General features: G+C 55.6%; 17 protein-coding genes. 16 read left to right on the top strand and 1 reads right to left on the bottom strand.

Going from position 1 to position 24,515, the window contains the following annotated elements; translation table 11 throughout:
- The first annotated feature begins 2 nt into the window (after nt 1–2).
- A complete protein-coding gene (gene mtaB, locus BMX45_RS22020; protein ID WP_090911857.1) occupies nt 3–1,346 on the top strand; it encodes a tRNA (N(6)-L-threonylcarbamoyladenosine(37)-C(2))-methylthiotransferase MtaB in 1,344 nt (447 codons plus the stop codon).
- An 87-nt stretch (nt 1,347–1,433) separates the two neighbouring features.
- Nucleotides 1,434–1,889 carry an NUDIX hydrolase gene (locus BMX45_RS22015; RefSeq protein ID WP_090911855.1) on the top strand — a complete coding sequence of 152 codons (456 nt, stop codon included), beginning with the start codon at nt 1,434–1,436 and terminating at the stop codon, nt 1,887–1,889.
- Here the strand turns inward: BMX45_RS22015 and BMX45_RS22010 are convergent.
- A complete protein-coding gene (locus tag BMX45_RS22010; RefSeq protein ID WP_090911853.1) occupies nt 1,886–2,857 on the bottom strand; it encodes a Na/Pi cotransporter family protein in 972 nt (323 codons plus the stop codon). The two genes, BMX45_RS22015 and BMX45_RS22010, sit on opposite strands and share 4 nt — an antisense overlap.
- Nucleotides 2,858–3,066: 209 nt before the next feature.
- On the opposite strand from BMX45_RS22010, the gene BMX45_RS22005 reads away from it, so the two are divergent.
- From BMX45_RS22005 to BMX45_RS21940, 14 genes are all read left to right on the top strand, one after another.
- A complete protein-coding gene (locus BMX45_RS22005) occupies nt 3,067–4,440 on the top strand; it encodes a class I SAM-dependent rRNA methyltransferase (RefSeq protein WP_090911851.1) in 1,374 nt (457 codons plus the stop codon).
- Between the two features lie 305 nt (nt 4,441–4,745).
- Complete coding sequence (gene addB / locus BMX45_RS22000; protein ID WP_090911849.1) at nt 4,746–8,276, top strand: helicase-exonuclease AddAB subunit AddB; 3,531 nt, start codon at nt 4,746–4,748, stop codon at nt 8,274–8,276.
- 5 nt (nt 8,277–8,281) lie between these two features.
- Nucleotides 8,282–12,394, top strand: a complete 4,113-nt coding sequence (addA, locus tag BMX45_RS21995; RefSeq protein ID WP_090912135.1) for a helicase-exonuclease AddAB subunit AddA — start codon at nt 8,282–8,284, stop codon at nt 12,392–12,394.
- 54 nt (nt 12,395–12,448) lie between these two features.
- On the top strand, nt 12,449–13,633 hold the full coding sequence (locus BMX45_RS21990; RefSeq protein ID WP_090911847.1) for an exonuclease SbcCD subunit D: 1,185 nt from the start codon (nt 12,449–12,451) through the stop codon (nt 13,631–13,633).
- A 1-nt stretch (nt 13,634) separates the two neighbouring features.
- On the top strand, nt 13,635–17,078 hold the full coding sequence (locus BMX45_RS21985) for an AAA family ATPase (protein WP_090911845.1): 3,444 nt from the start codon (nt 13,635–13,637) through the stop codon (nt 17,076–17,078).
- 279 nt (nt 17,079–17,357) lie between these two features.
- Nucleotides 17,358–17,717, top strand: coding sequence for a histidine triad nucleotide-binding protein (locus BMX45_RS21980; protein WP_015734194.1), 360 nt, complete (start codon nt 17,358–17,360; stop codon nt 17,715–17,717).
- Between the two features lie 185 nt (nt 17,718–17,902).
- The gene (gene rpsU / locus BMX45_RS21975; RefSeq protein ID WP_005547957.1) at nt 17,903–18,076 is read left to right on the top strand and encodes a 30S ribosomal protein S21; all 174 of its coding nucleotides are present in this window, start codon (nt 17,903–17,905) and stop codon (nt 18,074–18,076) included.
- A 16-nt stretch (nt 18,077–18,092) separates the two neighbouring features.
- Nucleotides 18,093–18,533 (top strand): GatB/YqeY domain-containing protein, encoded by a 441-nt coding sequence (locus BMX45_RS21970; protein ID WP_006209020.1) that lies wholly within the window; start codon nt 18,093–18,095, stop codon nt 18,531–18,533.
- Nucleotides 18,534–18,799: 266 nt separating this feature from the next.
- Nucleotides 18,800–20,161 (top strand): NfeD family protein, encoded by a 1,362-nt coding sequence (locus BMX45_RS21965; protein WP_090911841.1) that lies wholly within the window; start codon nt 18,800–18,802, stop codon nt 20,159–20,161.
- Between the two features lie 93 nt (nt 20,162–20,254).
- On the top strand, nt 20,255–21,262 hold the full coding sequence (gene floA, locus BMX45_RS21960; RefSeq protein ID WP_036666067.1) for a flotillin-like protein FloA: 1,008 nt from the start codon (nt 20,255–20,257) through the stop codon (nt 21,260–21,262).
- Nucleotides 21,263–21,283: 21 nt separating this feature from the next.
- Nucleotides 21,284–21,862, top strand: a complete 579-nt coding sequence (locus BMX45_RS21955; protein ID WP_090911839.1) for a single stranded DNA-binding domain-containing protein — start codon at nt 21,284–21,286, stop codon at nt 21,860–21,862.
- 191 nt (nt 21,863–22,053) lie between these two features.
- Entirely contained in the window at nt 22,054–22,347 is a 294-nt protein-coding gene (gene yqfC / locus BMX45_RS21950; protein WP_009590797.1) for a sporulation protein YqfC, read from the top strand.
- Nucleotides 22,344–23,537: a sporulation protein YqfD gene (gene yqfD, locus BMX45_RS21945; protein WP_090911837.1), complete on the top strand. Its 1,194-nt coding sequence runs from the start codon at nt 22,344–22,346 to the stop codon at nt 23,535–23,537. The genes yqfC and yqfD overlap by 4 nt, the downstream gene beginning before the upstream one ends.
- Before the next feature lie 6 nt (nt 23,538–23,543).
- Nucleotides 23,544–24,515: a PhoH family protein gene (locus BMX45_RS21940; RefSeq protein ID WP_009590792.1), complete on the top strand. Its 972-nt coding sequence runs from the start codon at nt 23,544–23,546 to the stop codon at nt 24,513–24,515.

Genomic DNA, 24,515 nt, shown 5'->3' with positions numbered 1-24,515 from the left:
ACATGCCATCCGTAGCGTTTTATACGTTGGGTTGCAAAGTCAATTTTTACGATACCGAGGCCATCTGGCAATACTTCAAGAATGAAGGCTACGACCAGGTGGACTTCGAACAAACCGCAGATGTTTATTTGATTAACACCTGCCACGTTACCAACACAGGGGATAAGAAGAGCCGCCAGATGATCCGGCGCGCGGTTCGCCGAAATCCCGAGGCGATCGTGGCCGTAACGGGCTGTTATGCCCAAACCTCGCCAGCGGAAATTCTGGATATTCCGGGCGTGGATCTCGTCATCGGGAACCAGGATCGCGAGAAAATCATGGACTTCATTCATGACATCGAAAAGACGCGCCAGCCGATTAACGCCGTGCGTAATATCATGAAAACCCGGGTATTCGAGGAAATGGACGTACCGGATTTCGCAGAACGTACTCGCGCATTTCTGAAAATTCAGGACGGATGCAACAACTTCTGCACGTTCTGCATCATCCCTTGGTCCCGCGGTTTGTCGCGAAGCCGTGATCCGAAGAGCATCATCAAGCAGGCGCATCAGCTGGTCGGAGCGGGCTATAAGGAAATCGTGCTGACCGGTATCCACACCGGCGGATATGGGGATGATCTCGAGGATTACAGATTGTCCGATTTGCTGTGGGACCTTGACCGGGTTGACGGTTTGGAACGGATCCGCATCAGCTCCATTGAAGCAAGCCAGATCGATGAGAAGATGCTGGACGTGCTGAACCGATCCAGTAAAATGTGCCGCCATCTTCACATTCCGCTCCAAGCGGGGGATGATACGGTACTGAAACGGATGCGCCGTAAATATACGACGGAAGAATTCTATAACAAGATGGGCCTGATTCGTCAAGCGATGCCCGATGTGGGCATTACGACGGACGTCATCGTCGGCTTCCCTGGCGAAACGGATGAGATGTTCCGGAACGGATATGACCTGATGAAGGCAATTCAATTCTCGGAAATGCATGTATTCCCGTATTCGAAGCGTACCGGCACGCCGGCGGCACGAATGGAGGATCAGGTGGACGAGGAAGTGAAGAATGCGCGTGTGCACGATCTGATCGACTTGTCGGAGCAGCTTCAGCTTGCTTATGCCGAGCGTTTCGTGGGCCAGATTCTGGACGTGATACCGGAGCGCGAATACAAGGGTGCTCCGAAAGGCGGAAAAATGCAGGGTTACAGCGACAACTACCTGCAGCTTGTATTCAACGGATCGCCTGATCTCGAAGGCAAGCTGTGCCGCGTAAAAGTAACCAAAGCCGGTGTAAATGAATGCGAGGGCGAACTCCTGAGCGTCATGGATCATGGATTAAAGGCAGCTGCCCAGTAATATTCCATAGCGGCCATACCAGACAAGGATTTCATTTCCTGGCTACCGGAAGTGGAGTCCTTGTTGTACATGAAGGAGGAACAGGACATGGCATATACACAAATTTCCGCGGGCGGCGTTGTATACCGTTATCATGAAGGGGCGCTTCAGATCCAGCTCATCTTGGACCGTTATGGAAAAACCTCGCTTCCCAAAGGCAAGATGGAAGCCGGTGAAACCGTCGAGCAGACGGCTCTCCGAGAAATACGCGAGGAGACAGGTATTGTCGGATCCATCACTTCTCCAGTGGACATTATTGCATATAAATACCATCATCCCGAATTCGGCCAGGTCGACAAGGAAGTTCACTACTACCTGGTTAAGGCAGTAGGAGGCATCCTAAAACCCCAAATCGAGGAAATCAACGGGGTGGACTGGTTCGAGCCTCTTGCCGCATGGAGGAAGCAGCGGAGCAACGGGTATAATAACAACGATATCATCCTGCGCAAAGCGCTGATGCTGCTTGAAGTCGCTATTCCGGCGGATGAAGATATGAAATTTTAGGACGGCAATCGCTTGTTCCAGAAAGGCAGATAGCATAGAGGAAGCGCGATCAGCGAGCATACGATGTTAAACAGGGTTTGCGCATGGGCGATTTGCCCGGCCGGATCTGCGGCTAACCAGCCGGATACGGCGGTTAACCCCGCTGTGAACGGAATGAAGAGCAGGACTCCGCCGATATTAAGCCCCAAATGGGACCAAGCCACGAATCGTCCGGCGCGGCTGCTGCCAATCGCTGCGATGAGCGCCGTCACGCAGGTGCCGACATTGGAGCCCAGCACGATCGCGACGCCGATCTCGGGAGGCAGCGCTCCGCTGGCGGCGAGCCCCATAGCCATGGCGATGACGGCGGCGCTGCTGTGCATCAAAGCCGTCAGGATCGCACCGGCTGCAATGCCCCAGAGGACGCTTTGCGAGGCGTGGTCAAGGAACCATTGGAACAACCCGAGGCTTTGAAGGGTCGGCCCAATGGATTGCATGATTTGTATCGCGAGCAGCACCAGCGAAAATCCGGCGACAGCAAGGCATAAAAATTGGCTGCGGATCAACTGGTTTTTTAACTTGTCGTGACTCGCAGGTACGCGCTCGCTGACCAGAACGGCTCCGACCCACAGCATCAGGGAGAGGACAAGCAGAGGCATGGCGGCTTGTCCGATCTGCAGGCTGATGAGTTCGGTGGTTACCGTCGTGCCGATGTTCGTGCCGAGAATAACACCCAAGGTACCGGACAGGCTTAACAATCCGGCATTGGCAAAGCCTATCGCCAGCACGGTTACGGCGGTGCTGCTCTGCAGCAGGGCCGTGACCGCCGTGCTGGCAATCATGCCTTTCAGGGGCGTGGATGTCGCTTTGTGGAGCCATTTATGCAAGAGCGGTCCGGCCCAGCGCTGAAGGGCGACCTCCATGACCTTCATGCCGAACAGAAACAGGACAAGACCATAACAGACGGGAAACCAGAGCGTGGATAGCATGATGTTCTCCTTTTTGTAAAATAAGGTGGGAGCGGAGTTTCCAGCAAAGCCGAAAGTCATCGGTCATCGCAAGAAAACGATCTCTTCACGCGGTCGGGTAACTGTGAAAGCACGTCGGTCGATGTTTTTCTTAATTACGTATATGACCCTTGGCGGACATGCATGCCTATTGCAATAAACCAGGGGATTACTTTAAGGAGTGAAATACAGTGCCATCGGTTATTTTGGAGCGCAGTCGAAAAAAGAGACTGGAGCAGGGGCACCCTTGGGTGTATAAAAGCGAGATTGCTTCTGTCGAGGGCGAGCCCGAGCCGGGCGATATCGTATCGGTGTTCAATCACCAAGGCCGTTTTCTTGCCTCCGGGTATTACAATCCGCAATCGCAAATCACCGTGCGCACCGTTTCGTATGAACCGGTCGAGGCGATGGACAAGGCTTTTTTCGCCGCCAGATTTCAGGAATGCCTGAAACACCGGGAGCGGTTTATCGGAGACGAGAACGCCTACCGGCTGGTATACGGCGAGGCTGATTTTCTGCCGGGGCTGATCGTGGACCGTTTTGCCGACGTGCTGGTCGTGCAGCTACTGACGCTGGGCATGGACCGATGCCGTGCGGACATCGTGGACGCGCTTGTCGAAGTGGTACAGCCGAGAGGAATTTACGAGCGCAGCGACGTTTCCATCCGGGAACTGGAAGGGCTGGAACAGCGCAAGGGAACTCTTTACGGGGAGTGTCCCCGCCACGTCGTCGTGACGGAGAACGGCTTGAAGATCAAAGTGGATATCGAAGAGGGTCAGAAGACCGGATATTTCTTTGATCAGCGGGAGAATCGGGCATCCATCAAACCGTTAATGACCGGTTGGGGAAGCCGCAGCGGGATTACGCTTCAGGCCGTGGAGCGGGACGGTGAGAAGAAAACCCTGCCGGTAAACAAAAGCGGAAAAGAAGTTATGTTCCCGTATTGGGACGGCGCAACGGTGCTGGAATGCTTTTCGCATACGGGCAGCTTCACACTGCATGCATGCAAATACGGCGCCAAGAAAGTCACCTGCCTGGACATATCGGAGCATGCCATCGAAAGTGCCAAAGAGAACGTGGAATTGAACGGATTCCAGGATCGCGTGGAATTTGTGGTGGATGACGCCTTCCAATATTTGCGCAGCCAGGTAAAGGGTTTGGAAGAGCGCGAGCAGCGTGCCCAAGGGGACCCAAAAGTGGATACCTCGAAACCGTTGACCGCGGGCGGGGGGCGATCCTGGGACGTGGTCATTCTGGACCCGCCGGCGTTTGCCAAAACCAGGTCGGCCGTCAAGGGAGCTTGCCGCGGGTACAAGGACATCAACCTTCACGGCATGAAGCTGGTCAACGAGGGCGGATATCTGGTTACGGCAAGCTGCTCGTACCATATGCGGCCGGATTTGTTCCTGGAGACGATCCAGGATGCGGCGAAGGATGCCGGCAAAATTCTGAGATTGGTGGAATGGCGTGCGGCCGGCAAGGACCATCCGCAAATTCTTGGGGTCGACGAGGGACATTATTTGAAATTCGCCGTCTTTGAAGTGCGCAGCAAATCAAAACTGTAGACATCCCGGTTTGGCGGTTCATGTAGAGGATCTTGCAATGGTGGATAACCACGATGGCAGGGTCCTTTTTCATATGTCCGAAATCGTTGGGAATGGGAATTAAATCCAAACGTATGTTCCACCAATCAGGACTTATGTTATACTAGTAATCAGCATCTTTTTTGATAGAGTCGAACCATCACGCAAGATTTGACATACATTTTTGATCTTGAACTGCTAGATTCAAAGGGCATGATTTCACCGGATCAGCAGCTGGTTTTGAAGGTGAAAGAGTCTCTTTCGGCAAGATGTAAAGGAGGCATAGCATGAGCGTTCAATTTGTTATCGGCAGGTCGGGCAGCGGCAAGAGCACGTCGATCCGCCAAGAGATGATCGAACGGTTGGAGCATAATCCCAAGGGGGATCCGATGATCCTGATCGTTCCGGAGCAAGGGTCCTATGAAGCGGAGCACGCGCTCGTCAATGCGGGAGGCATTCGCGGAATGATGCGCGCACAGGTGCTTAGCTTCCGCCGTCTGGCTTACCGCGTCATGCAGGAAACCGGCGGAGCCGCGAAAGTGGCGATCAGCGAGGAAGGCAAGCGGATGCTGCTGTATAAAATTCTGCGGAGGCGCAAGGAAGAGCTCCACATGTTCGGCGCCTCGGGAGAGCAGCATGGCTTTGTCGGCAAGCTGAGCGAGTTGTACACGGAAATGAAGCGCTATTGCATTGACGCCTCATGCGTGGAGGAGCAGCTGGGACAGATGGTATCGGGCTCTGGGAATTCACCGATGCTGCGGCGGAAGCTGGAGGACATCGTAACGGTCTTTCGCGATTTCGAGCTTGAAATTTCACGGTTTTACATGGATGAGGAAGACACGCTGGTCTCATTGGCTGAGGGTGTGGCCGAATCGGAATATATCAAGCGTGCCGACATCTGGATCGACGGCTTCCACGGCTTTACGCCGCAGGAGTACCGGGTGCTGCGGGAGATCATCGCACATGCCAAGCGAGTGACGATCGCGCTGACGCTGGACAAGTCTTACCGGAACGGGACGGTTCCGCATGAGCTGGATCTCTTTCATCCTACTGCGGTGACGTACATAAAGCTCAAAGGGATTATCGATGAGATCGGGCTGGAGGCGGAGCACCGCATTCTTCATCCCGATGTTCTGCCGCGGTTTCAGGCATCTCCCATGCTTGCCCATCTCGAGCGCGGTTATGATCGGAAGAGACGCTGGGTGGAACCGGATGAAGGCCCGGACACAGCGAGCAGTCCAAACCGCGGGTGGAAAGGTCTGCTTTTACACGCTGCCAGCCATCGCCGGGCCGAAATCGAAGGAGCTCTGCGCGAAATGCTGCGGCTGGCACAGGAGGAAGGGGCAAGATACCGCGAAATGGCTGTTTTTGTCCGGAATATGGGGGACTATGAGCATCTGATGGGTCCTTTGTTCAGGGAATACGGCGTTCCTTATTTTCTCGATCAGAAGCGGAGCGAGCTTCACCATCCGCTGGTCGAGTTCGTACGCTCTGCGCTTGATGTCATCGGACGCCGGTGGCGTTATGAGGACGTATTCCGCTGCGTGAAGACGGATCTGCTGCTGCCGCTGGACGGTTCGCTTACCCGTGAGGACATGGACCATCTGGAGAACCATGTGCTGGCCTCCGGAATCCAGGGCACGCGCTGGACGGACGGCCGTCCCTGGAAGGGAGTTCCAAGCCTTTCTTTAGAAGAAGGGGAAAGCGAGATCCGCAATCAGGACGGCATGGCGGCGATCGAGTACGCCAGGAAGGTGATAACGGAACCGCTGCATGCGTTCGAGAAGCGGATGAAAAAGGCTGCGAGCGCGATGGATCAGAGCACCGCTGTCTATCGGCTGCTGGAGGAGTGCGCTGTGCCGGAGAAGCTGGAGCTGTTAAGCCGGGCTGCACTGGATGCCGGGCGTCCTGAGGAAGCCCGGGAACATCGCCAGGTATGGGGGGCCGTGCTCGGCCTGCTCGACCAAATCGTCGAGATGATGGGCGCGGAGAAGCTAAGCACCGAATTGTTTACCGGCGTGCTGGGTACGGGACTTACGGAAATGAAAATGGCTCTTGTGCCTCCGTCTCTGGACCAGGTGCTCATCGGCAGCATGGACCGGACGCGGACGGGCGGGGTGAAATATGCTTTCCTTCTCGGCATTAACGACGGCGTGCTCCCGGCCCAGTTCCAGGATGACGGCATCCTGACGGAGCCGGAACGGGTTCAGCTTGAAGACCGCGGGCTGGAGCTTGCCCCGAGCATATCCCGAAGACTGCTGGATGAACGGTTTCTGATCTATAATGCGCTGACTTCGGCCAGCAAACAGCTGTGGGTCAGCTACCCTGCAGCGGATGATGAAGGCAAGCCGTTACTGCCATCCGAGGTGGTGCGGCATCTGAAGCTGATGTTCCAGCTGGAAGAGGAGCCTTTGTTTCCAAGACCGCATGCCGGGCAATCGGCCCTTGAGCAGGAGGGTTATGCGGTCCGTCCGGACAAGACGCTTGCTTATTTAGCGGGCCGGCTTCGCGACTGGAGGAATGGGGAGGAGATCCCGGATTTGTGGTGGCATGTTTACAACTGGTATGCGGAGCAGCCGGGTTTGCGGCCCCGCCTCACGACCATGCTCTCCTCCTTGTCTTACCGGAATGAAGCCAGGCCGCTCAAGCTGGAAACCAGCAGACAGTTGTACGGAACGAAGCTGCGGACAAGCGTATCCCGGATGGAGCGCTTTGTTGCCTGCCCGTTTTCCCATTTTGCCTCCCATGGGTTGAAGCTGAGAGAGCGGCAGCTGTACAGGCTTCAGGCTCCCGACATCGGACAGCTGTTTCATGCTGCCTTGAGCAGCATGGCCGTCAAGTTCCAGTCGCAGCATCGAAGCTGGGGAGACCTGACCGCCGAGGAATGCCTGCGCGAAGCGGAAGCGACCGTGGATCGGCTCGCACCCATGCTGCAGGGTGAAATCCTGCTCAGCTCCAAGCGGTACGGCTATATTTCGCGAAAGCTTAAAAACATCGTGGGCAGAGCGTCGGTCATATTGGGAGAGCAGGCGAGGCGCGGCAAATTCGAGCCGATCGGCCTTGAACTTGATTTCGGTCCCGGAAAGCCGCTGCCGCCCCTGGCGTTCGAATTGCCGAACGGGACCAAGATGGAGATTGTCGGGCGCATAGACCGGGTCGACATGGCTCGAGGCGAGCATGGCATCATGCTTCGAGTCATTGATTATAAATCGAGCCAGAAGGATCTGCGGCTGCATGAGGTCTATTACGGCCTATCCCTGCAGATGCTGACCTATCTGGACGTGCTGCTGACGTTTGCGGAGGAATGGCTGGGCGAGCAGGCCCTGCCTGCGGGAACCTTGTACTTTCATGTGCATGATCCGGTATTGCAGTCCGCCAACGGCATGACGCCGGAGCAGGCGGCGGAGGAGCTGCTCAAGCGCTACAAAATGAAAGGCCTGCTCCTGGCAGACCTCGAAGCGGTGTCCCTCATGGATTCGTTCCTTGAAAAAGGGCACTCTGCCATCCTGCCCGTCGCCGTCAAAACGGACGGCAGCTTCTACAGCAGCGCGGCCGTGGCAACGCCTGACCAGTGGGAGACCCTGTTGTCCGCCGTGCGGGAGAACATGCTGAACATCGGCTCCCGCATCACAGGGGGCGATGTCGCGATTAAACCGTACCGGATACAGCAGGAGACCGCCTGCACGTTCTGTTCTTTCCGGCCCGTATGTCAGTTCGACGACGCGATTGAGGGCAGCGAATACCAGCTGCTGGGCAAACCGGGCAAAGATCAGGTGTGGGATATGCTTGGACATCCGAAGGGAGGAGAGAGCCGGTGAGAGAGATGATAGCAAAACCCGAGGGAAGCATGTGGAGCGACGACCAGTGGAAAGCCATTGCGCTGTCGGGCGACGATATGCTGGTTGCAGCTGCGGCAGGTTCAGGGAAAACCGCCGTGCTGGTTGAACGGATCATTCGCAAAATCCTGGACGATGCCGCAGGGTTCAGCGTAGATCGGCTGCTTGTGGCTACCTTTACGAAAGCTGCCGCTGCCGAAATGCGGGGACGGATCCGGGAAGCGCTGGACCGTGAGCTGGACCGGGATCCGGACAATGAGCATATCCGGCGTCAGCTCGCTTTGCTTGGCAGAGCGTCGATTACAACGCTGCACTCCTTCTGCATGGAAGTCATTCGGCGATATTATCAGTTAATACCGCTGGATCCGGGATTCCGCATCCTGAACGAACATGAGGCGGATTTAATGCGGCAGGATATGCTGGAGGAGCTGTTCGAAGAGAAATACGGAGAGGCGGAGGGGGACCCGGAAAACCGGTTTCTGCGCTTGGCGGACTGGTTCAGCGGCGAGCGAACGGACGATGCGCTGTACCGTCTCGTGCAGCGTCTATACGATTTCTCCCGCAGCCATTCATGGCCGTCGCATTGGCTTAGGGAGACAGCCGCCGGCTTTCAGGTGGCCGATACGGAAGCCCTCGGTAACACGCCATGGGTCCAGAGCATCTTGGCTGATGCACGCCTGGCTTTGAACGGAGCGGCAGGGCTGCTGCAGCAAGCCAAGGCCATTGCCATGCAGCCGGGAGGGCCAACACCGTATGCGGACAATCTCGATGAGGACTTGCGACTGGTGGCTTCCCTGCTGGAGGCCATCGATACTTCGCCGTGGGAATCGTTGTACGGCATTTTCCGCGAGGCGTCTTTCGGCAAGCTCAAATCCGTTCGGAAGGATGAGGTGCTGCCGGAGCTGCAGGAGCAGGTCAAGGAACTGCGCGACAACGTGAAGAAAATCGTAAATGAGCTGAAAAATGCATTGTTCGGCCGTCCGGCATCGGAGTTTTTGCGGGAGCTTCACACGGCAGCGCCGCTGATGATGGAGCTGGCCGAGACGGTGATCGCGTTTGGCGAGCGATACCGGGAGGCCAAGGCGGCAAAAGGCATGGTCGACTTTAACGACCTTGAGCATTACTGCCTCCATATCCTTCGCCATCCCGATTCCGTGCCGGGCCATATGATGCCTTCCGATGCGGCGATGGAATACCGCGAGCAGTTTGATGAAGTGCTGCTGGACGAATATCAAGATACAAACAGCGTGCAGGAAGACATCGTACGATTGATTTCCCGGGAGATGCCGGGCAACCGGTTTATGGTCGGCGACGTGAAGCAGAGTATTTATCGGTTCCGTCTGGCGGAACCGGGACTGTTTCTCGATAAGTACAAGACGTTTTCTTCCGGGACAGGCACGTCCCAAACAGGCATCCGAATTGATCTGGCCCGTAATTTCCGCAGCCGGATGGAAGTGGTGGACGCCGTCAATTTGCTGTTCCGGCAGATCATGAACGAATCGGTAGCCGAGATTGCCTATGATGAACGGGCCGAGCTTGTATGCGGAGCTTCTTTTCCGGAACAGGAAACGAACGGAGGCGCGAATCCCTACATGCCCGAAATGCTGCTGATCGACCGTGCCGGAAAAGGTCCGGAGGAGCAGTCCGATGAATCGGCTTCCGAAGAGGACGGGGTTCTGCTTGAGGCCGAGGCGCTCGAAATGGAAACCGCCCAGCTGGAAGCCCGCGCCATCGCCCGCAAAATCCGCGAAATGACAGGCGAAAGCGGAAAGCCGCTCATGGTTTACGATAAAGGGTTGAAAACGATGCGGCCCGCCGGGTATGGAGACATGGTCATTTTGCTGCGCTCCGCCATGGTCTGGGCACCGTTAATGATCGAGGAGTTAAGGCAGGAGGGAATACCGGCATTCGGCGAGCAGAACAAGGGATACTTTCAGGCTACGGAAGTGGAGATCATTTTATCGCTGCTGCAGGTGATCGATAATCCGCGGCAGGACATTCCTTTGGCTTCGGTATTGCGCTCGCCCCTTCTTGGATTATCCGAGGAAGAGATGGCACAGGTGCGCCTGTGCGCGAAAGGGACTTATTACGATGCGCTGAAGGCGGCGGTCTCGGTAAGCGTCGCGCCGCCGGTCATGGATCCGGCACGCCCTATGGGCTTCGTCGACGGAAAATGGACGCCGGGCGCAGGACTGGAAAGCCTGGCCGAAGCCGCCGCCGGTCATGAACTCGTAGCAGGCAGCCATCTTTCGGATGCCCCGCTGACTTCGGAGGTCCATGCTATCGAAATATCGGCGGAGCTGGGCGCCAAACTTGGATTGTTTATGGATCGGCTGCAGCGCTGGCGGCAGGAAGCGCGTCAGGGAAGCCTGAGCGATCTGATCTGGGGGATCTACGGCGAAACCGGATATTTGGATTGGGTTGGCGGCTTGCCCGGCGGCAAGCAGCGTCAGGGCAATTTGACCGCCCTATATGACCGGGCCGTGCAGTATGAACAGGACACAGCCTCCAGAGGGCTCTTCCGTTTTCTGACCTTTATCTCGCGTCTCCGCGAGCGCGGCGGGGATCTTGGCACGGCCGGAGGCACGGAAAGCCAGGGCAACGCGGTGCGCCTGATGACCATTCACAAGAGCAAGGGCCTGGAGTTTCCGGTCGTGTTCGTGGCGGGATTGTCCAAAAATTTCAACCAACAGGATTTGAACGCCCCCTTCCTGATGCATAAGGAGCTTGGCTTCGGACCGAAGTTCGTGGATGAAGGCATGCGCGTAAGCTACCCGACGCTGCCAAACCTGGCGATTCGGCGCAGATCGCAGCTGGAGCTGCTGGCCGAGGAGATGCGGGTGCTCTACGTTGCGCTTACAAGGCCGAAAGAGAAGATGATTCTGGTCGGCACGGTGAAGGATTTGCCGAAAAAGGTGTCTGCTTGGGCACAGGCCGATTTTTACCCGGAGCAACTTCTGCCGGATTACGTCCTTGCCCGGGGACGGAGCTACCTGGATTGGATCGGTCCGGCCGTGATACGGCATCCGTCTGCGGGTCCGCTCCGCGGACAGTCGGGATTGCCGGAAGAGACGAGCTCGCGCGCGTTAGCGGCAGACCGATCGCAATGGATATTCTCGATTGAAACGCCGGAATCCCTGGCACAGGGCATGACCGGCATGAGCGATGACGTTCAGGCGGACAGCGAAAATCGGATGACGAAGCTGAATGCCCTGCTCAGGCTCGAGCCTGTCCCGGAATCTGCGATTGCCGAAGCGGAAGAGGAGGGGACGGATGTTCAGCGGGCTTCCATCGATCAGCGGTTGTCGTGGAATTATCGTTATGAAGCGGTCAGTCAAATATCGGCCAAAACGTCCGTTACGGAGATGAAAAAGCTGCTTGCCCTGCAGGACAGCCCCTCCTTGGATTTGCTGGAAGAACGGGCCGTGAAACGCCAGAGCAGGGAACGCATCGACGCAAGCACTTCCTTCACGCTGAACCTGCGGCGGCCGAAATTTATGGAGTCCACAAAGCTGACGCCCGCCGAGCGGGGAACCGTCTATCATACCATCATGCAGCATCTGCCGCTTCAACGGCTGGAAGACGCTGCAGAACCGACAGCGGATATCGAAGAAACCATCCGCTATCTGGTGGAAAAGGAGATCGTCACCGGTGAGCAGGCTTCCGCGGTGGAAGCAGCCGAGATTAGCGGCCTTTTTGCTTGCGACCTTGGAAAACGGCTGCTGTCAGCAGAGGATGTCTGGCGCGAGATGCCGTTTTCCTATGCGCTCCCAGCGGCAGAAGCTTATCAGGGGCTGGCTTTTCTGGACCCGATTTCCGAACACTCGGCCCAAGGATTGCCCGAGATGGAGCTGCTGCGGGACGAAACGGTGCTGATCCAAGGGGTTGTGGACTGCATGTTCAGGCATAACGGCCGCCTTGTGCTGCTTGATTATAAGACCGACCGGGTGCTGGAGCATCGCGGCGGCCTGACGGCCTTGGCTGACCAGTATCGTTTTCAGCTGGACCTGTATGCAAAGGCTTTGGAGGATATTTTAGGCGAGCCTGTGCATGAGAAATGGCTGTACTTTTTTGATGGGGGACATGCCGTACAGGTATAACCTTTCGGTAAGTTATGTTTTGTTAGACGTTTGAAGCGGGAGAGGAGATTATCGATGCGTATTTTGCATACCGGGGACTGGCATCTGGGGCGCACGCTCGAAGGCCGAAGCCGGCTTGCCGAGCAGGAGCGCTTTCTGGATGAGCTGGTTAAGCTGGCGGACGATCAGCAGGCGGACCTGATCCTCATGGCGGGGGATGTTTATGATTCCGTGAATCCGCCTGCGTCAGCCGAGCAGTTGTTTTACGAAGCGGCCGCCAGGCTTACGGAGGGAGGCCGCCCCATGGTGGTCATTGCAGGCAACCATGATCAGCCGGAACGGGTTGCATCCGTTACGCCGCTTGTTGCAGCCAGAGGCATAACGCTAATAGGGACACCTATCGCCGATGCGGTAACGGTTGCCGCAGCCCGCACCGGAGAAACGGCCAAGATCGCTGCTCTGCCCTACCCGTCAGAGGCCAGGCTCAACGAGTTGTTATCGGTCGACGGGGATGAGGATCAGCTTCGCCGCGCCTACAGCGAGAGAGTCGGAAAACTGATGAGGATGATGGCAAGGGAATTTTCTCCGCAGACGGTCAATTTGGCGATGAGCCATATCTATGTCCTTGGCGGCGTCGAGAGCGATTCCGAGCGTCCGATTCAAGTCGGGGGAGCGTACACGGTTGATCCGTTGGCACTCGCTGTCGGCGCTGCCTATACGGCGCTGGGTCACCTGCATCGTTCCCAGGCTGTGAAAGGGGAGGGGATGATCCGCTACAGCGGATCCCCGCTGGCCTACAGCTTCTCGGAAGCGGGACAGGCGAAATCGGTGACCATGGTTGACGTATCGCCGGGCGGAGCTCCCGTGATTGAGGAGCTGTTTCTCAGCAGCGGCCGCCCGCTTGTCCGATGGAAGGCCAAAGGCGGCTTGGATGAAGTCTACCGCTGGCTGGATGAGGGGCGGGATCCCGAGGCTTTCATTGATCTGGAGGTATCCTTAACGGAGGCCATGGGGCTTGCCGATATTCAGCGGCTGCGCAAGAGCAGGGACGGCATCGTCCACATTCGTCCGGTATACCCGGAGATGGAAGCGTTGGAGCTGGAGAGCGAGCGCACAAGGCTGCCGCTGCCGGACCTGTTCCGAAAGTTCTACCAACGGCAAACCGGGGGAGCTGAGCCTGAGGATCACCTGGTCGATTTATTTCTGGAGCTGGTTGAGGAAGAGGAGTCTGAGTCTGACGGCACGGAGGTGAAGTCTTAGAATGAAGCCGATTTTGTTGAAGTTATCCGGACTGCAGAGCTACCGAAGCACGCAGGAGATTGATTTCGAAACGTTGTGCGAAACCGGGCTCTTCGGTATTTTCGGACCGACGGGCAGCGGGAAGTCCACGCTGCTGGATGCGATTACCTTAGCCATGTACGGAAAAGTGGAGCGCGCGGTTAACGGAACCCAGGGCATCATGAACCACTCGGAGGACGGTCTGTCCGTCTCCTTTACGTTTGAGTTGTCTTCCGCGGCCGGGCTGGAGCGATACCGGGTAGAGCGCAGGTTCAAACGGGTTAACGAGCTTTCCATCAGCAATACGGTGAGCCGTTTCATTCGCGTTACCCCCGAAGGGGATCAGGTGGTGGCGGATAAATTGGCCGAGGTCACCCGCTGCGTTGAAGAGAAAATCGGGCTCAAAATGGACGATTTTACCCGGGCGGTCGTGCTTCCGCAGGGAAAGTTCGCCGAATTCCTTTCCCTGAAGGGGAGCGAACGCCGGCAGATGCTGCAGCGGTTGTTCCATTTGGAACGGTACGGGGATCAGCTTGCGATCAAGCTCAGCCGCCGTGTTAAGGATACGGAGGGTTCTCTGAAATCGGTCGAAGCGGAACAGCAGGGTCTTGGAAGCGCAGGCAAAGAAGCTTTGGCGGAAGCGACTGCGGTGCTGGAACATGCCAAGAAACACGCGGCGTTATCCCGCAATCAACTCCAAGCCGCCATGGAAGCCCATGAAGCTATGGGAAAAATTCGCGAGCTGGATATTGAAAAGCGGCGGCTGCAGGGGAAGCTGGACGAGCTTGCCCAGCATGAGGAAGAGATGCAGCGGTTGGAACGCCGCCTTGAGCTGACAGGGGCTGCGGCCGCCGTTCTCCCCGCGCTTGAGGCATGGCGCGAATCCGGCAAGGCATGGGATCAGCGGCGGCGGACTGCCGAAGGGCTCCTGGCGCAAGCCGCGTCCGCCCAGCAGGCAGCCGAGCAGGCGGTGAAGGCGGATGAAGCCGCCCAGGATGCGCTTCGGGCTGAGGAACCGAAGCTGGTGCTTCGGGAGCAGCAGCTGGAGCAGGCCGTTTTATTGCAGCGGGAACGTGATGCACTACGGGAAGAACTGGCCAAGCTGGATGCGCAGCGAACGAAAGCGCGTCAAGACCGCGAAGGGGTAACCGCTCTGCTGCATAAGGAGCAGGAGCTGCTCGAACGAGGCCGCAGGCGGCAGGAGGAGCTGCAGGGCAAGCTGAAAGGGCTGGAGACCCGTTCAGGGGAGCGCCATGCGCTTCATCTGGCGATGCAGAAAGTTCAAGCCCTTGAGGCTGTCCGCAAGCAGAAGCAAAAGTCCGAGCTCGAGTTGAAATCGCAGGAGGGCAAGCTGAAGGAGCTCGAGGCCAGAGTGGGCACCATGCAGAAGCAGGAGCAGGAGCTGCAGCGCGACTACATACAGCTCTCCATGCAGGCTGACAGCCTGCAGCGTGACGCAGCCGAAGCATCGGCATTTGCCGATCGGATCGCCGCCGCCGCAGTCGAGGTAAGCCAGGCGATGAGCCGATCGCTTCGGGACAGACAGCTTCATGCGCTGTCCCTTTCGCTGGCCGCCGAGCTCCGGGAAGGCGAGCCTTGTCCCGTGTGCGGAAGCCAGCATCATCCGCAACCGGCCGTTTCGGCAGGACAGCCTGAAGAGACTTTGGATGAGGGCATGGACCGGCTGACGCGGATCACGCATCAAATTCAGGAAGCCAGACTGACCCTGCGGGGGCAGCATAGCGAAGCGGAGTCGCTGGCGAGTCAATCGCGTTCGCAGATCGGCACTTTCGCAGACGGCGAATTGATTGACGTGAGTTCCTTCAGGCAGAGCGGATCGCTGGAAGCGGCGGTATCCGCCATGCCTGTCGCTGAAGGGCCGTATGACGTGGAAAAGCTTGCTTCGGATACAGCCTGGCTCATAGAAGCGGCTGATGCTCAAGCTGCTGCCGTCGGACAATGCCGAGCGGAAGTTTCCAAGGCACAACAGAGTCTCCTGGCATGTCGGCAGGAGCTTGTGAAACAGAGCGCCGCGCTGGAGAATGGACAAGCGGCAGAGCAACAGATGCGGGATCAGTTAGCCGGGTTGGAAACCGAAGCTGCGGACATTTTGGCTTCCTGGCAGGAAAGCAAGCCGGAATTTCCTTTGGAAGAGGCAGCTGCCCGTTTTCAGCTCATGCAGGAGAAGGACGCGGAATCCGAATCGATTAAGGAAGGGCTCGAGCGCAGCGTTCCATTCATCGAAGAGAAAAAGGAGGCCGTCCTCCGCTTGGAGCAGCAGCTGCTTGAGCTCGAAAAGCTGCTGATTCAATGGGATGCGCAGCGGGAAGGAAAGGCGGATGGCCTGAAGGATAAAGAAGAACGGCTTCAGGCTTGGATCGGAGACCGGTCGGCTGAGGAAATGCTGGGCGAGTGCAGGACCAGGATGAAGCTGCTGAAGGAGTCCGCGGAACAAGCCAGGAGCGAATGCAGGAAGGCAGAGGAGGCGGCTCGGCATGCAGCCAAGGAAGCGGCGCTTGCGGAACAGGCGGAAAGAGCCGCGCAGGAGCAGCACGAGGCTGCCAAGCTTGCCTGGGAGAACCAACTGGCCGCTTCTCCGTTCGCTACGGAGCATGCCGTCATGGAAGCCTGTCTAACCCCGGAAGAAAGCGAACGATGTGCCCAGCTCGTGAAAGCGCATCGGGACGGGCAGCGGGAATGGACGCTGAGGCTTCGCGACGTCGAACTGAAGCTTGGCACCCGCCCGTTCCAAGAAGAGGATTGGGAACGGTGCACAGCCGAGCTTCAGGCCGCCCGTGCAGCCGATGAGGAAGCGCTGCAGGCGAGAGCCCGGGCGGAGCGGGATTTGGAAGACCTGAACCAGCGACACGTCCGGTTCATGGAATTGGAAGAGCGGCGCCTAGACCTTCAGCGGGAGAGCGAGCGCTTGTCCAAATTGCAGTCCTGCTTGCGCGGCAACGCGTTTGTTGAATATATTGCGGAAGAACAGCTGATGCAGGTGAGCCAGTCGGCCTCCCAGCGTCTTCGCTATTTGACCAAGCAGCGCTACTCGCTTGAGGTGGATTCCGGCGGAGGCTTTGTCATTCGGGACGATGCCAACGGCGGCGTCCGGCGCCCGGTATCCACATTATCCGGCGGCGAGACGTTCCTGACCTCATTGGCCTTGGCTTTGGCGCTCTCCGCCCAAATCCAGCTGCGCGGGCAATATCCGCTGCAATTCTTTTTCCTCGACGAAGGGTTCGGCACGCTGGATCCGGAACTGCTGGAGACGGTCATCACCGCGCTTGAGCGCCTCCATACCGATAAGCTAACCGTCGGCATCATCAGCCATGTGCCCGAGCTTCGGGCACGCCTGCCGCGCAAGCTGGTGGTACAGCCGGCGGAACAGGCGGGAGCGGGATCCCGGATTGCAATCGAATCGATGTAGCCGCTAAACATAAGGCGGTGTGATATAAATCACGGAAACAGCAACAAGGCGCTGTTATAGTACAGATAAGCCGACATATAGAAGAAGCACCGGGCTGGCGCTTGATCATGAGAGATTCCTTTCTTTTCCCTTGCTCTCGTGATGAAGCGCCTCCTTACTGGACAGCTGCGTTCCAGGGGTGCTTCTCTTTTTTATATGGATCATCTTCCATCGATTGGACGCACTGCCCGTTTTCTTATATGATAAAAGCACGTACACGTATGAAAGGGGTAACCGCGAATGGATTGTGTTTTTTGTAAAATCGTAGAAGGTGAGCTTCCTTCCACGAAGATACTCGAGAATGATAAGGTGCTCGTATTTCAAAACATCAACCCGGAAGCGCCGGTTCATGTCTTGATCATTCCGAAGAAGCATATCGCTTCCATGAACGATATTGGGGATGAGGACCTGCTGCTGATTGGCGAGATGCACAAAGCGGCTAAAGAGGCCGCGGCCAAGCTGGGCATTGCGGAGAGCGGTTATCGGTTAATCAACAACTGTGGTCGCGATGGGGAACAAACGGTGTTCCACGTGCACTATCACCTGATGGGCGGCCGCCGCTTAGGCGCATTAACCGGCATTTCCCCGGCTCATACATAATTTCTTAACATAGGAAGAAATATATCAGCCTCGCAGCGCATGGCCGCCGCGGGGGTGTTTCCATTGCACGGACTATCGTAAATTAAACGCCCAAGGTTGACACCCTATTTCGGTTTGCCCTATAATGAAGTTTGATGAACCGTGTTAATGCTCTTGGACGGTCTGGTCGGAGGGAGGGAAAACTGGTGTCTGAAACTAAAGTTCGCAAAAACGAGACAATTGATGCTGCACTTCGTCGCTTCAAGCGTTCCATTGCTAAAGATGGCGTATTGGCTGAAGTGAAGAAACGCAAGCATTATGAAAAGCCAAGCGTAAAGCGCAAGAAAAAGTCCGAGGCTGCTCGTAAGAGAAAGTTTTAGGAGGATCTGAACTAGCATGAATCTTAGCGAACGATTGAACGAAGATATGAAGCAAGCGATGAAGAGTAAGGACAAGTTCAAACTCTCAACGATTCGAATGGTTCGTTCGACGATAAAAAATCTTGAAATAGATTTGAAACGAAGTTTGGATGACAACGAAGTGCTTGATATTTTTAGTCGTGAAATCAAACAGCGCAAAGATGCCCTCCAAGAATTTGAAAAAGCGGGACGCGACGATCTTGCCGCCGATGCAAAAGCAGAAATTGAGCTCCTTAGCGCCTACCTCCCGGAACAGCTTACTGAAGAAGAAATTAAAGTCATTGTACAGCAGACCATCCAGGAAACCGGTGCTTCTTCAAAAGCCGAGATGGGTAAAGTAATGAGCGCTCTCATGCCGAAAGTTAAAGGGCGTGCAGACGGAAAGCTTGTCAATCAAGTTGTTCAACAATTTCTGTAACAACATAAGTGAAACACCCCTTGTTTTCTCAAGGGGTGTTTTTTCTTTGTCGTGAAGGAGCAGGGCTTGGAGAAGGCAAAGCGCCTTGATCGATGGTTTTTTCCGTGGATGGGCATACTTTTTGAAACGAAATCGTTTCTGATTCGTAATAACTACCATATGAGTGCAAGTAGATACATATGCTTATGCAAGAGGCAGGCCGCTGAACCCGTTTTGTCGAAATGAGGGTGGGGGAGGCTGAATTAAGTCGAAAAGGAGGGGGAAAAATGAGTGGAAAGTTGTGGATGCGCAGATTCCTGACATTAACGGCAGCCGTCGTGATGATGCTGATATCGATCGGAATGTATGCAGCACCGATGAAATCCGCGATGGCGGCTAACATCGGGTCGGTGTACGTCATTCCGGTGAAGCAGCCGATCGAACGAGGCTTAACCAGCTTTATGGAACGCGGATTTAAGGAAGCCAAGGAAATGGCGGCAGGACTCATCGTTCTGGAAATCGATACGCCGGGCGGTCTTGTCGACCAAGCGGGTGAAATTGCCACTCTGATGAAGGACAGCGAGATTCCGATCGTGGCTTACATTACGGGCGATGCGGCATCGGCCGGCAGTTACATCGCACTCAATGCAGACAAGATTGCCATGTCCGAGGGCAGCATGATCGGCGCGGCTTATATGGTGGATGCCAGAGGCAATCGGATCGACGATGCCAAGCTGGTTTCCTGGTGGAAGAGCAAGATGGCAGGAGCTGCCGAAGCGGGTGGTCGAAACAAAGAAATCGCGATGGGCATGGCAGATATCAATCTAAGGGTCGATATGCCAGAAATCGGATTGACGAAACAGCCTGGCGAGGGCCTATCCTTGATGCATGATGAAGCGTTGAAGACAGGATATGCGGACACGATTGCGAACAGCACCGAAGAGGTCATCGCATGGATGGACTACTCCACGCAGGACGTATTCCGGATGGAGCAGACGTTCTCGGAGAAGCTGGCTACATTTCTTACGCATCCCGGGGTCATGACGCTGCTGTTGTTCATCGGTATCGCCGGCGTGATTATCGAAGTCATTGTTCCTGGCTTCGGCGTTCCGGGGATTCTTGGCGTGGTTGCATTCGTGCTCTATTTCTTCGGCAACCAGGTGGCCGGATTTGCCGGTTGGGAGACCTGGCTGCTGTTTGTGATCGGTATCGTGATGCTGGCGATGGAGCTGTTTGTGCCAAGCTTCGGGATACTGGGCATCATAGGCTCAGCCAGTTTGATTGCCGGCGTCGTCATGGCGGCTTATAGTACCTCACATGTTGCTCTGTCCCTTGGGGTTGCAGCGGCATCGGCCCTGGTGGCCATCATTGTGGTTGCCCTCGTATTCAAAGAACGGGGAGTGTGGCGCAAGTTCATACTCAGCGACAGCTTATCGAAGGAACAGGGGTATATTCCGAATGAAGATCGGGATGTTCTGATCGGTTTGGTCGGAACTTCGTTAACGCCGCTTCGGCCCGCTGGAACGATGGAACTTGAGGGACGGCGCCTTGATGTGGTTACCCTTGGCGGCTTCATCGATGCCGGCCGACCGGTCCGCGTCATCAAGACGGACGGTACCCGAATTGTGGTAGAGGAAGAAAAAGGGTGAACCTCTGCGCGGAATTGTGTAGTATTAAAAGAGCCCGTGTTTAAACGTTCTACGTGATGAAGGCAAATATTCAATATTGGAGGGTAAACGAATATGGAATTGGATGGTTCTTTGGTACCGATTCTTCTAATCGGGGTTGTCGCGATTATCCTGCTTAGCGTGTTTTTCAGTTTCTTCCCGTTAATGCTCTGGATTTCGGCGCTCGCTTCCGGCGTGCGCATCGGGATTATTACATTGGTGGCCATGCGCCTGCGGCGCGTAACGCCAAGCCGGATCGTGAATCCGCTCATCAAGGCCACAAAGGCAGGACTTGGTCTTAATATCAACCAGCTGGAAAGTCACTATCTCGCCGGCGGTAACGTAGACCGTGTGGTCAACGCCTTGATTGCAGCCCAGCGCGCGAACATACCGCTTGAATTTGAAAGAGCTGCGGCGATTGATCTTGCCGGGCGCGATGTTCTGCAGGCGGTGCAAATGAGCGTTAACCCGCGCGTGATCGAGACGCCGGTCGTAGCAGCCGTGGCGAGAGACGGTATTGAAGTGAAGGTTAAAGCCCGCGTGACCGTGCGCGCCAACATCGACCGTTTGGTCGGGGGCGCAGGGGAAGAAACGATCATCGCCCGTGTCGGCGAAGGTATCGTAACCACGGTCGGTTCAAGTAATTCCCATAAAGACGTGCTGGAGAATCCGGATTCGATCTCAAGAACCGTGCTGTCCAAAGGTTTGGATGCGGGGACTGCGTTTGAAATCCTGTCCATCGACATCGCGGACGTCGACGTAGGCAAAAACATCGGTGCTTACCTGCAGACCGAACAGGCGGAAGCCGACAAGCGCATTGCCCAAGCGAAGGCGGAAGAGCGCCGTGCCATGGCGGTAGCGCAAGAGCAGGAGATGAAGGCCCGCGTCGTGGAAATGAGAGCGCGCGTCGTGGAATCGGAATCCCAAGTTCCGCTGGCGATGGCCGAAGCGCTTCGCAGCGGCCAGCTCGGCGTGATGGATTATATGAACCTGAAGAATATCGAAGCTGATACGCAAATGAGAGGTTCCTTCGGTAAGATGGGTGAGAATAATGACAACTCCGGAGACAACAAAACCAAGTAACCACGATGAGGTGAGCCTATAGTGAGCTGGTTAATCGAAAATTTTTACATTGTTGCTGTTATAGGCTTCTTCATCATCTCCGCCCTCGGAAAGCGCGGCAAGAACGCTGAGGACGGGAAAAACCCCCGTATGCCATCCTTCGGCGGCGAAGGGGACCGTCCTGCAAGACCGGGGCAGCAGCGGCCACAGCGGCCTGAAGCAAGACGGGTACAGACCGCTCCGCAAGTCTCCCGTCCGGCACCTGTTCAGGAAAGCCCCCGGATCGACAGGATCGATGAGGAAGAAGCGGATACCGGAAACGGATATTCTCTTGAGCATCAAGAGATTGACCGGATGAAACGTGCGCTTGAAATGAGTTCGAGCCACGACAGTATGGATCATCGAATCGAGATGATGCAGCGGGATCTGGACCGGATCCACTCCCATCTGAACCGGATGACACTCGATATACCGGAAACCGTTGTCGAAATCCACGACGAGGATCAGGAACAGAGCAAGAATGGCCGATCGGCTCTTGCTGAACAGGCTCGAAACGGCATTGTGTGGGCTGAGATATTGGGTCCCCCGCGCGCCAAACGCTCCATGAATCCTCGCCGGTGAACGGCGGGCGCATCTGAGGTGTTCAGAGCCATAGATTTAAGAAGTTAGCTGCGATTCATAGATTCTTAGATTCATAGAAGCGGGAGACCGCCACGTCAGATTTTTGACGGGGCGGTCTTTTTACTTTTCATCTCATAAAACGGCAACCTGGGGCATAAGGTGTACAGTACAGGAAGGGGGAAAGTCTCCATATGTCCCGCATCAGCCGCAAGCTGCAGAAATGGACCCAAGAAATGCTTGATTTGCCACAGGACCTGTTATTTGATTTACCGCGGTTGACCCTGATTGGCAATAAAGAGCTGCATATCGAAAACCATCGCGGAGTCCGGCATTTTTCCGAGGAACGACTTGTGTTGTCATTAACGCAGGGTTCTTTGGAAATTTCCGGGACCGGGCTTGCGATTCAGGCCATTCAAAGCCACGAGGTGACCATCATTGGCACCATTCATAATATTCAATACATAGGATTGGGGGAGAAACCGTGAAGATTCCGACGATGATCCATCTTCGAGGATATTTGAAGCTTGCCGTTCGCGGTGAGCATGTGGAAGCATTCATCAATTCATTGGCGGAGGCCGGGACCCCGGTTTGGGATGTAACACCGACAGGGGCGCATTCAGCAGAGTTTAAGCTGCTGCTGAAAGATTTCAAAGGGCTCCGTCCGCTGTTAAAACGGACAGGCTGCCGTACGCGCATCAAGGAGCGGTTTGGTTATCCTTTTCAAGCACGACGTCTGTTGAAACGCAAAGCTTTTGTTATCGGCGTCGTTGCGTTTTTTATGATTCTGCTGACGCTTTCGTCGATGGTATGGAACGTGGAAGTCGAGGGGAATGAAACGATTGCGTCGGAAGATGTGCTCGATGCGGCCAAACAGGAGGGCATTTATCCGTTTCAATGGATATTCAAGCTGCAATCGATGGACAAGCTGTCCGGCAATTTGACCGTCCGTCTTCCGGGAACCTCTTGGGTAGGGGTGGAACGCAACGGGACGCGCATACGCATTCAGATCGTCGAGGCAGCCGTGCCGGAGAAACCGCCTCTCCAGAGCCCAAGGCATCTGATCAGTACCCAGGACGCGGTAATTACTCAAATGTACGCAGAGAAGGGGGTTCCTAAAGTAGGGATCAACAGCCGGGTGAAGAAGGGCGACATTCTGATCTCCGGGGTTCTTGGGGATGAGGAGAATTCGGAGAGAGTCGTAGCCAAGGGGGAAGTGAGAGGTCTGGTATGGCATGAATACGATATCGAAATTCCGTTGGTAAAAACGCATAAGGTCTATACGGGCGAAGGAAAGAAGCGCTCCTATATCGTGTTCGGGGATCGTGCCGTTCAGTTGTGGGGCTACGGGGAAATCCCGTATTCGCAGCAGGAGACCCTGACCTTCTATGATCCGCTGACTTGGAGGACGCGCGTGCTGCCGCTCGGCTGGATGACGGAAAAAATCATGGAGGTCACCGAGGTCCAGCGGACCATTACCGAGGATGAAGCCAAAAAAGAGGGAATCGAGGGAGCGCGCCGGGATATTTTGGCGAAATATGGGACCGATTCAAGATTCGTAAGCCAAAAAATTTTGCATGATAAGAAAGAGAATGGTAAAGTTTATATGAAAGTGCTTTTCGAGGTGGAAGAGACCATCGCGAAAGAACTTCCCATAGTATACGATCAAGGAGAATGAGGCTATTTGTCACAGCAAACGACCAGCATTCAAATTTTACTTCAAAGCGCGTCAGAAGGTCTGTCCTTATTCGGACCACAAGATACATTTCTAAAATTAATCGAAAAAGAGATTCCTGCGACGATCGATTCACGGGAAGCCGTCATCACGATTCGGGGACAACATCGGAATGTGGAGAGTCTTCAGCAGCTGTTTGAAGTGCTGCTCCAGCTTGTGCGCAACGGCTACATTTTGACCGAGCGTGATATTCTTTATGCTGTAGAACTTGCCAAGGATCTGAGAGCCGATCAGCTGCTGGATCTGTACAAGGGCGAGATTACGACAACCTTCAAAGGTAAGCCTATTCGAGTAAAAACCATCGGTCAGAAGCACTATGTGACCACCATCAAGAAGCGGGACATCGTATTCGGCATCGGTCCTGCCGGAACAGGGAAGACCTATTTGGCCGTCGTTCTGGCCGTAGCCGCGCTGAAGGAAGGATCCGTCAAAAGGATCATTCTGACAAGGCCCGCAGTGGAGGCCGGAGAGAGCCTGGGCTTCCTGCCTGGAGACCTGCAAGAGAAGGTTGACCCTTATCTGAGACCTTTGTACGATGCGTTATACGACGTCATGGGCCCGGATCAAACGGCCAAGGCGCTGGAGCGCGGGTTGATCGAAATCGCGCCGCTCGCGTACATGCGCGGACGGACGCTGGACGACTCGTTTATTATTTTGGATGAAGCACAGAACACCACGCCGGAACAGATGAAGATGTTTCTGACAAGGCTTGGATTCGGTTCGAAGATGGTCATTACAGGGGACGTGACCCAGATTGACCTGCCGCGGGGAAAAAAATCAGGACTTATCGAAGCTAAAACGATATTAAGCGGAATTGAGGAAGTCGGATTCGTCTATTTTGCCGAACAGGATGTTGTACGTCATTCCTTAGTACAAAAAATCATCGTCGCTTATGATAAAGCAGCAGAAAACCAAGATTAA

The sequence above is a fragment of the Paenibacillus sp. cl141a genome (genome assembly GCF_900109305.1).
Lineage (GTDB): Bacteria > Bacillota > Bacilli > Paenibacillales > Paenibacillaceae > Paenibacillus_AQ > Paenibacillus_AQ lautus_A.
The sequence above is the reverse complement of the archived record's forward strand: the minus strand, read 5'-3'. Positions and strand labels throughout refer to the sequence as shown.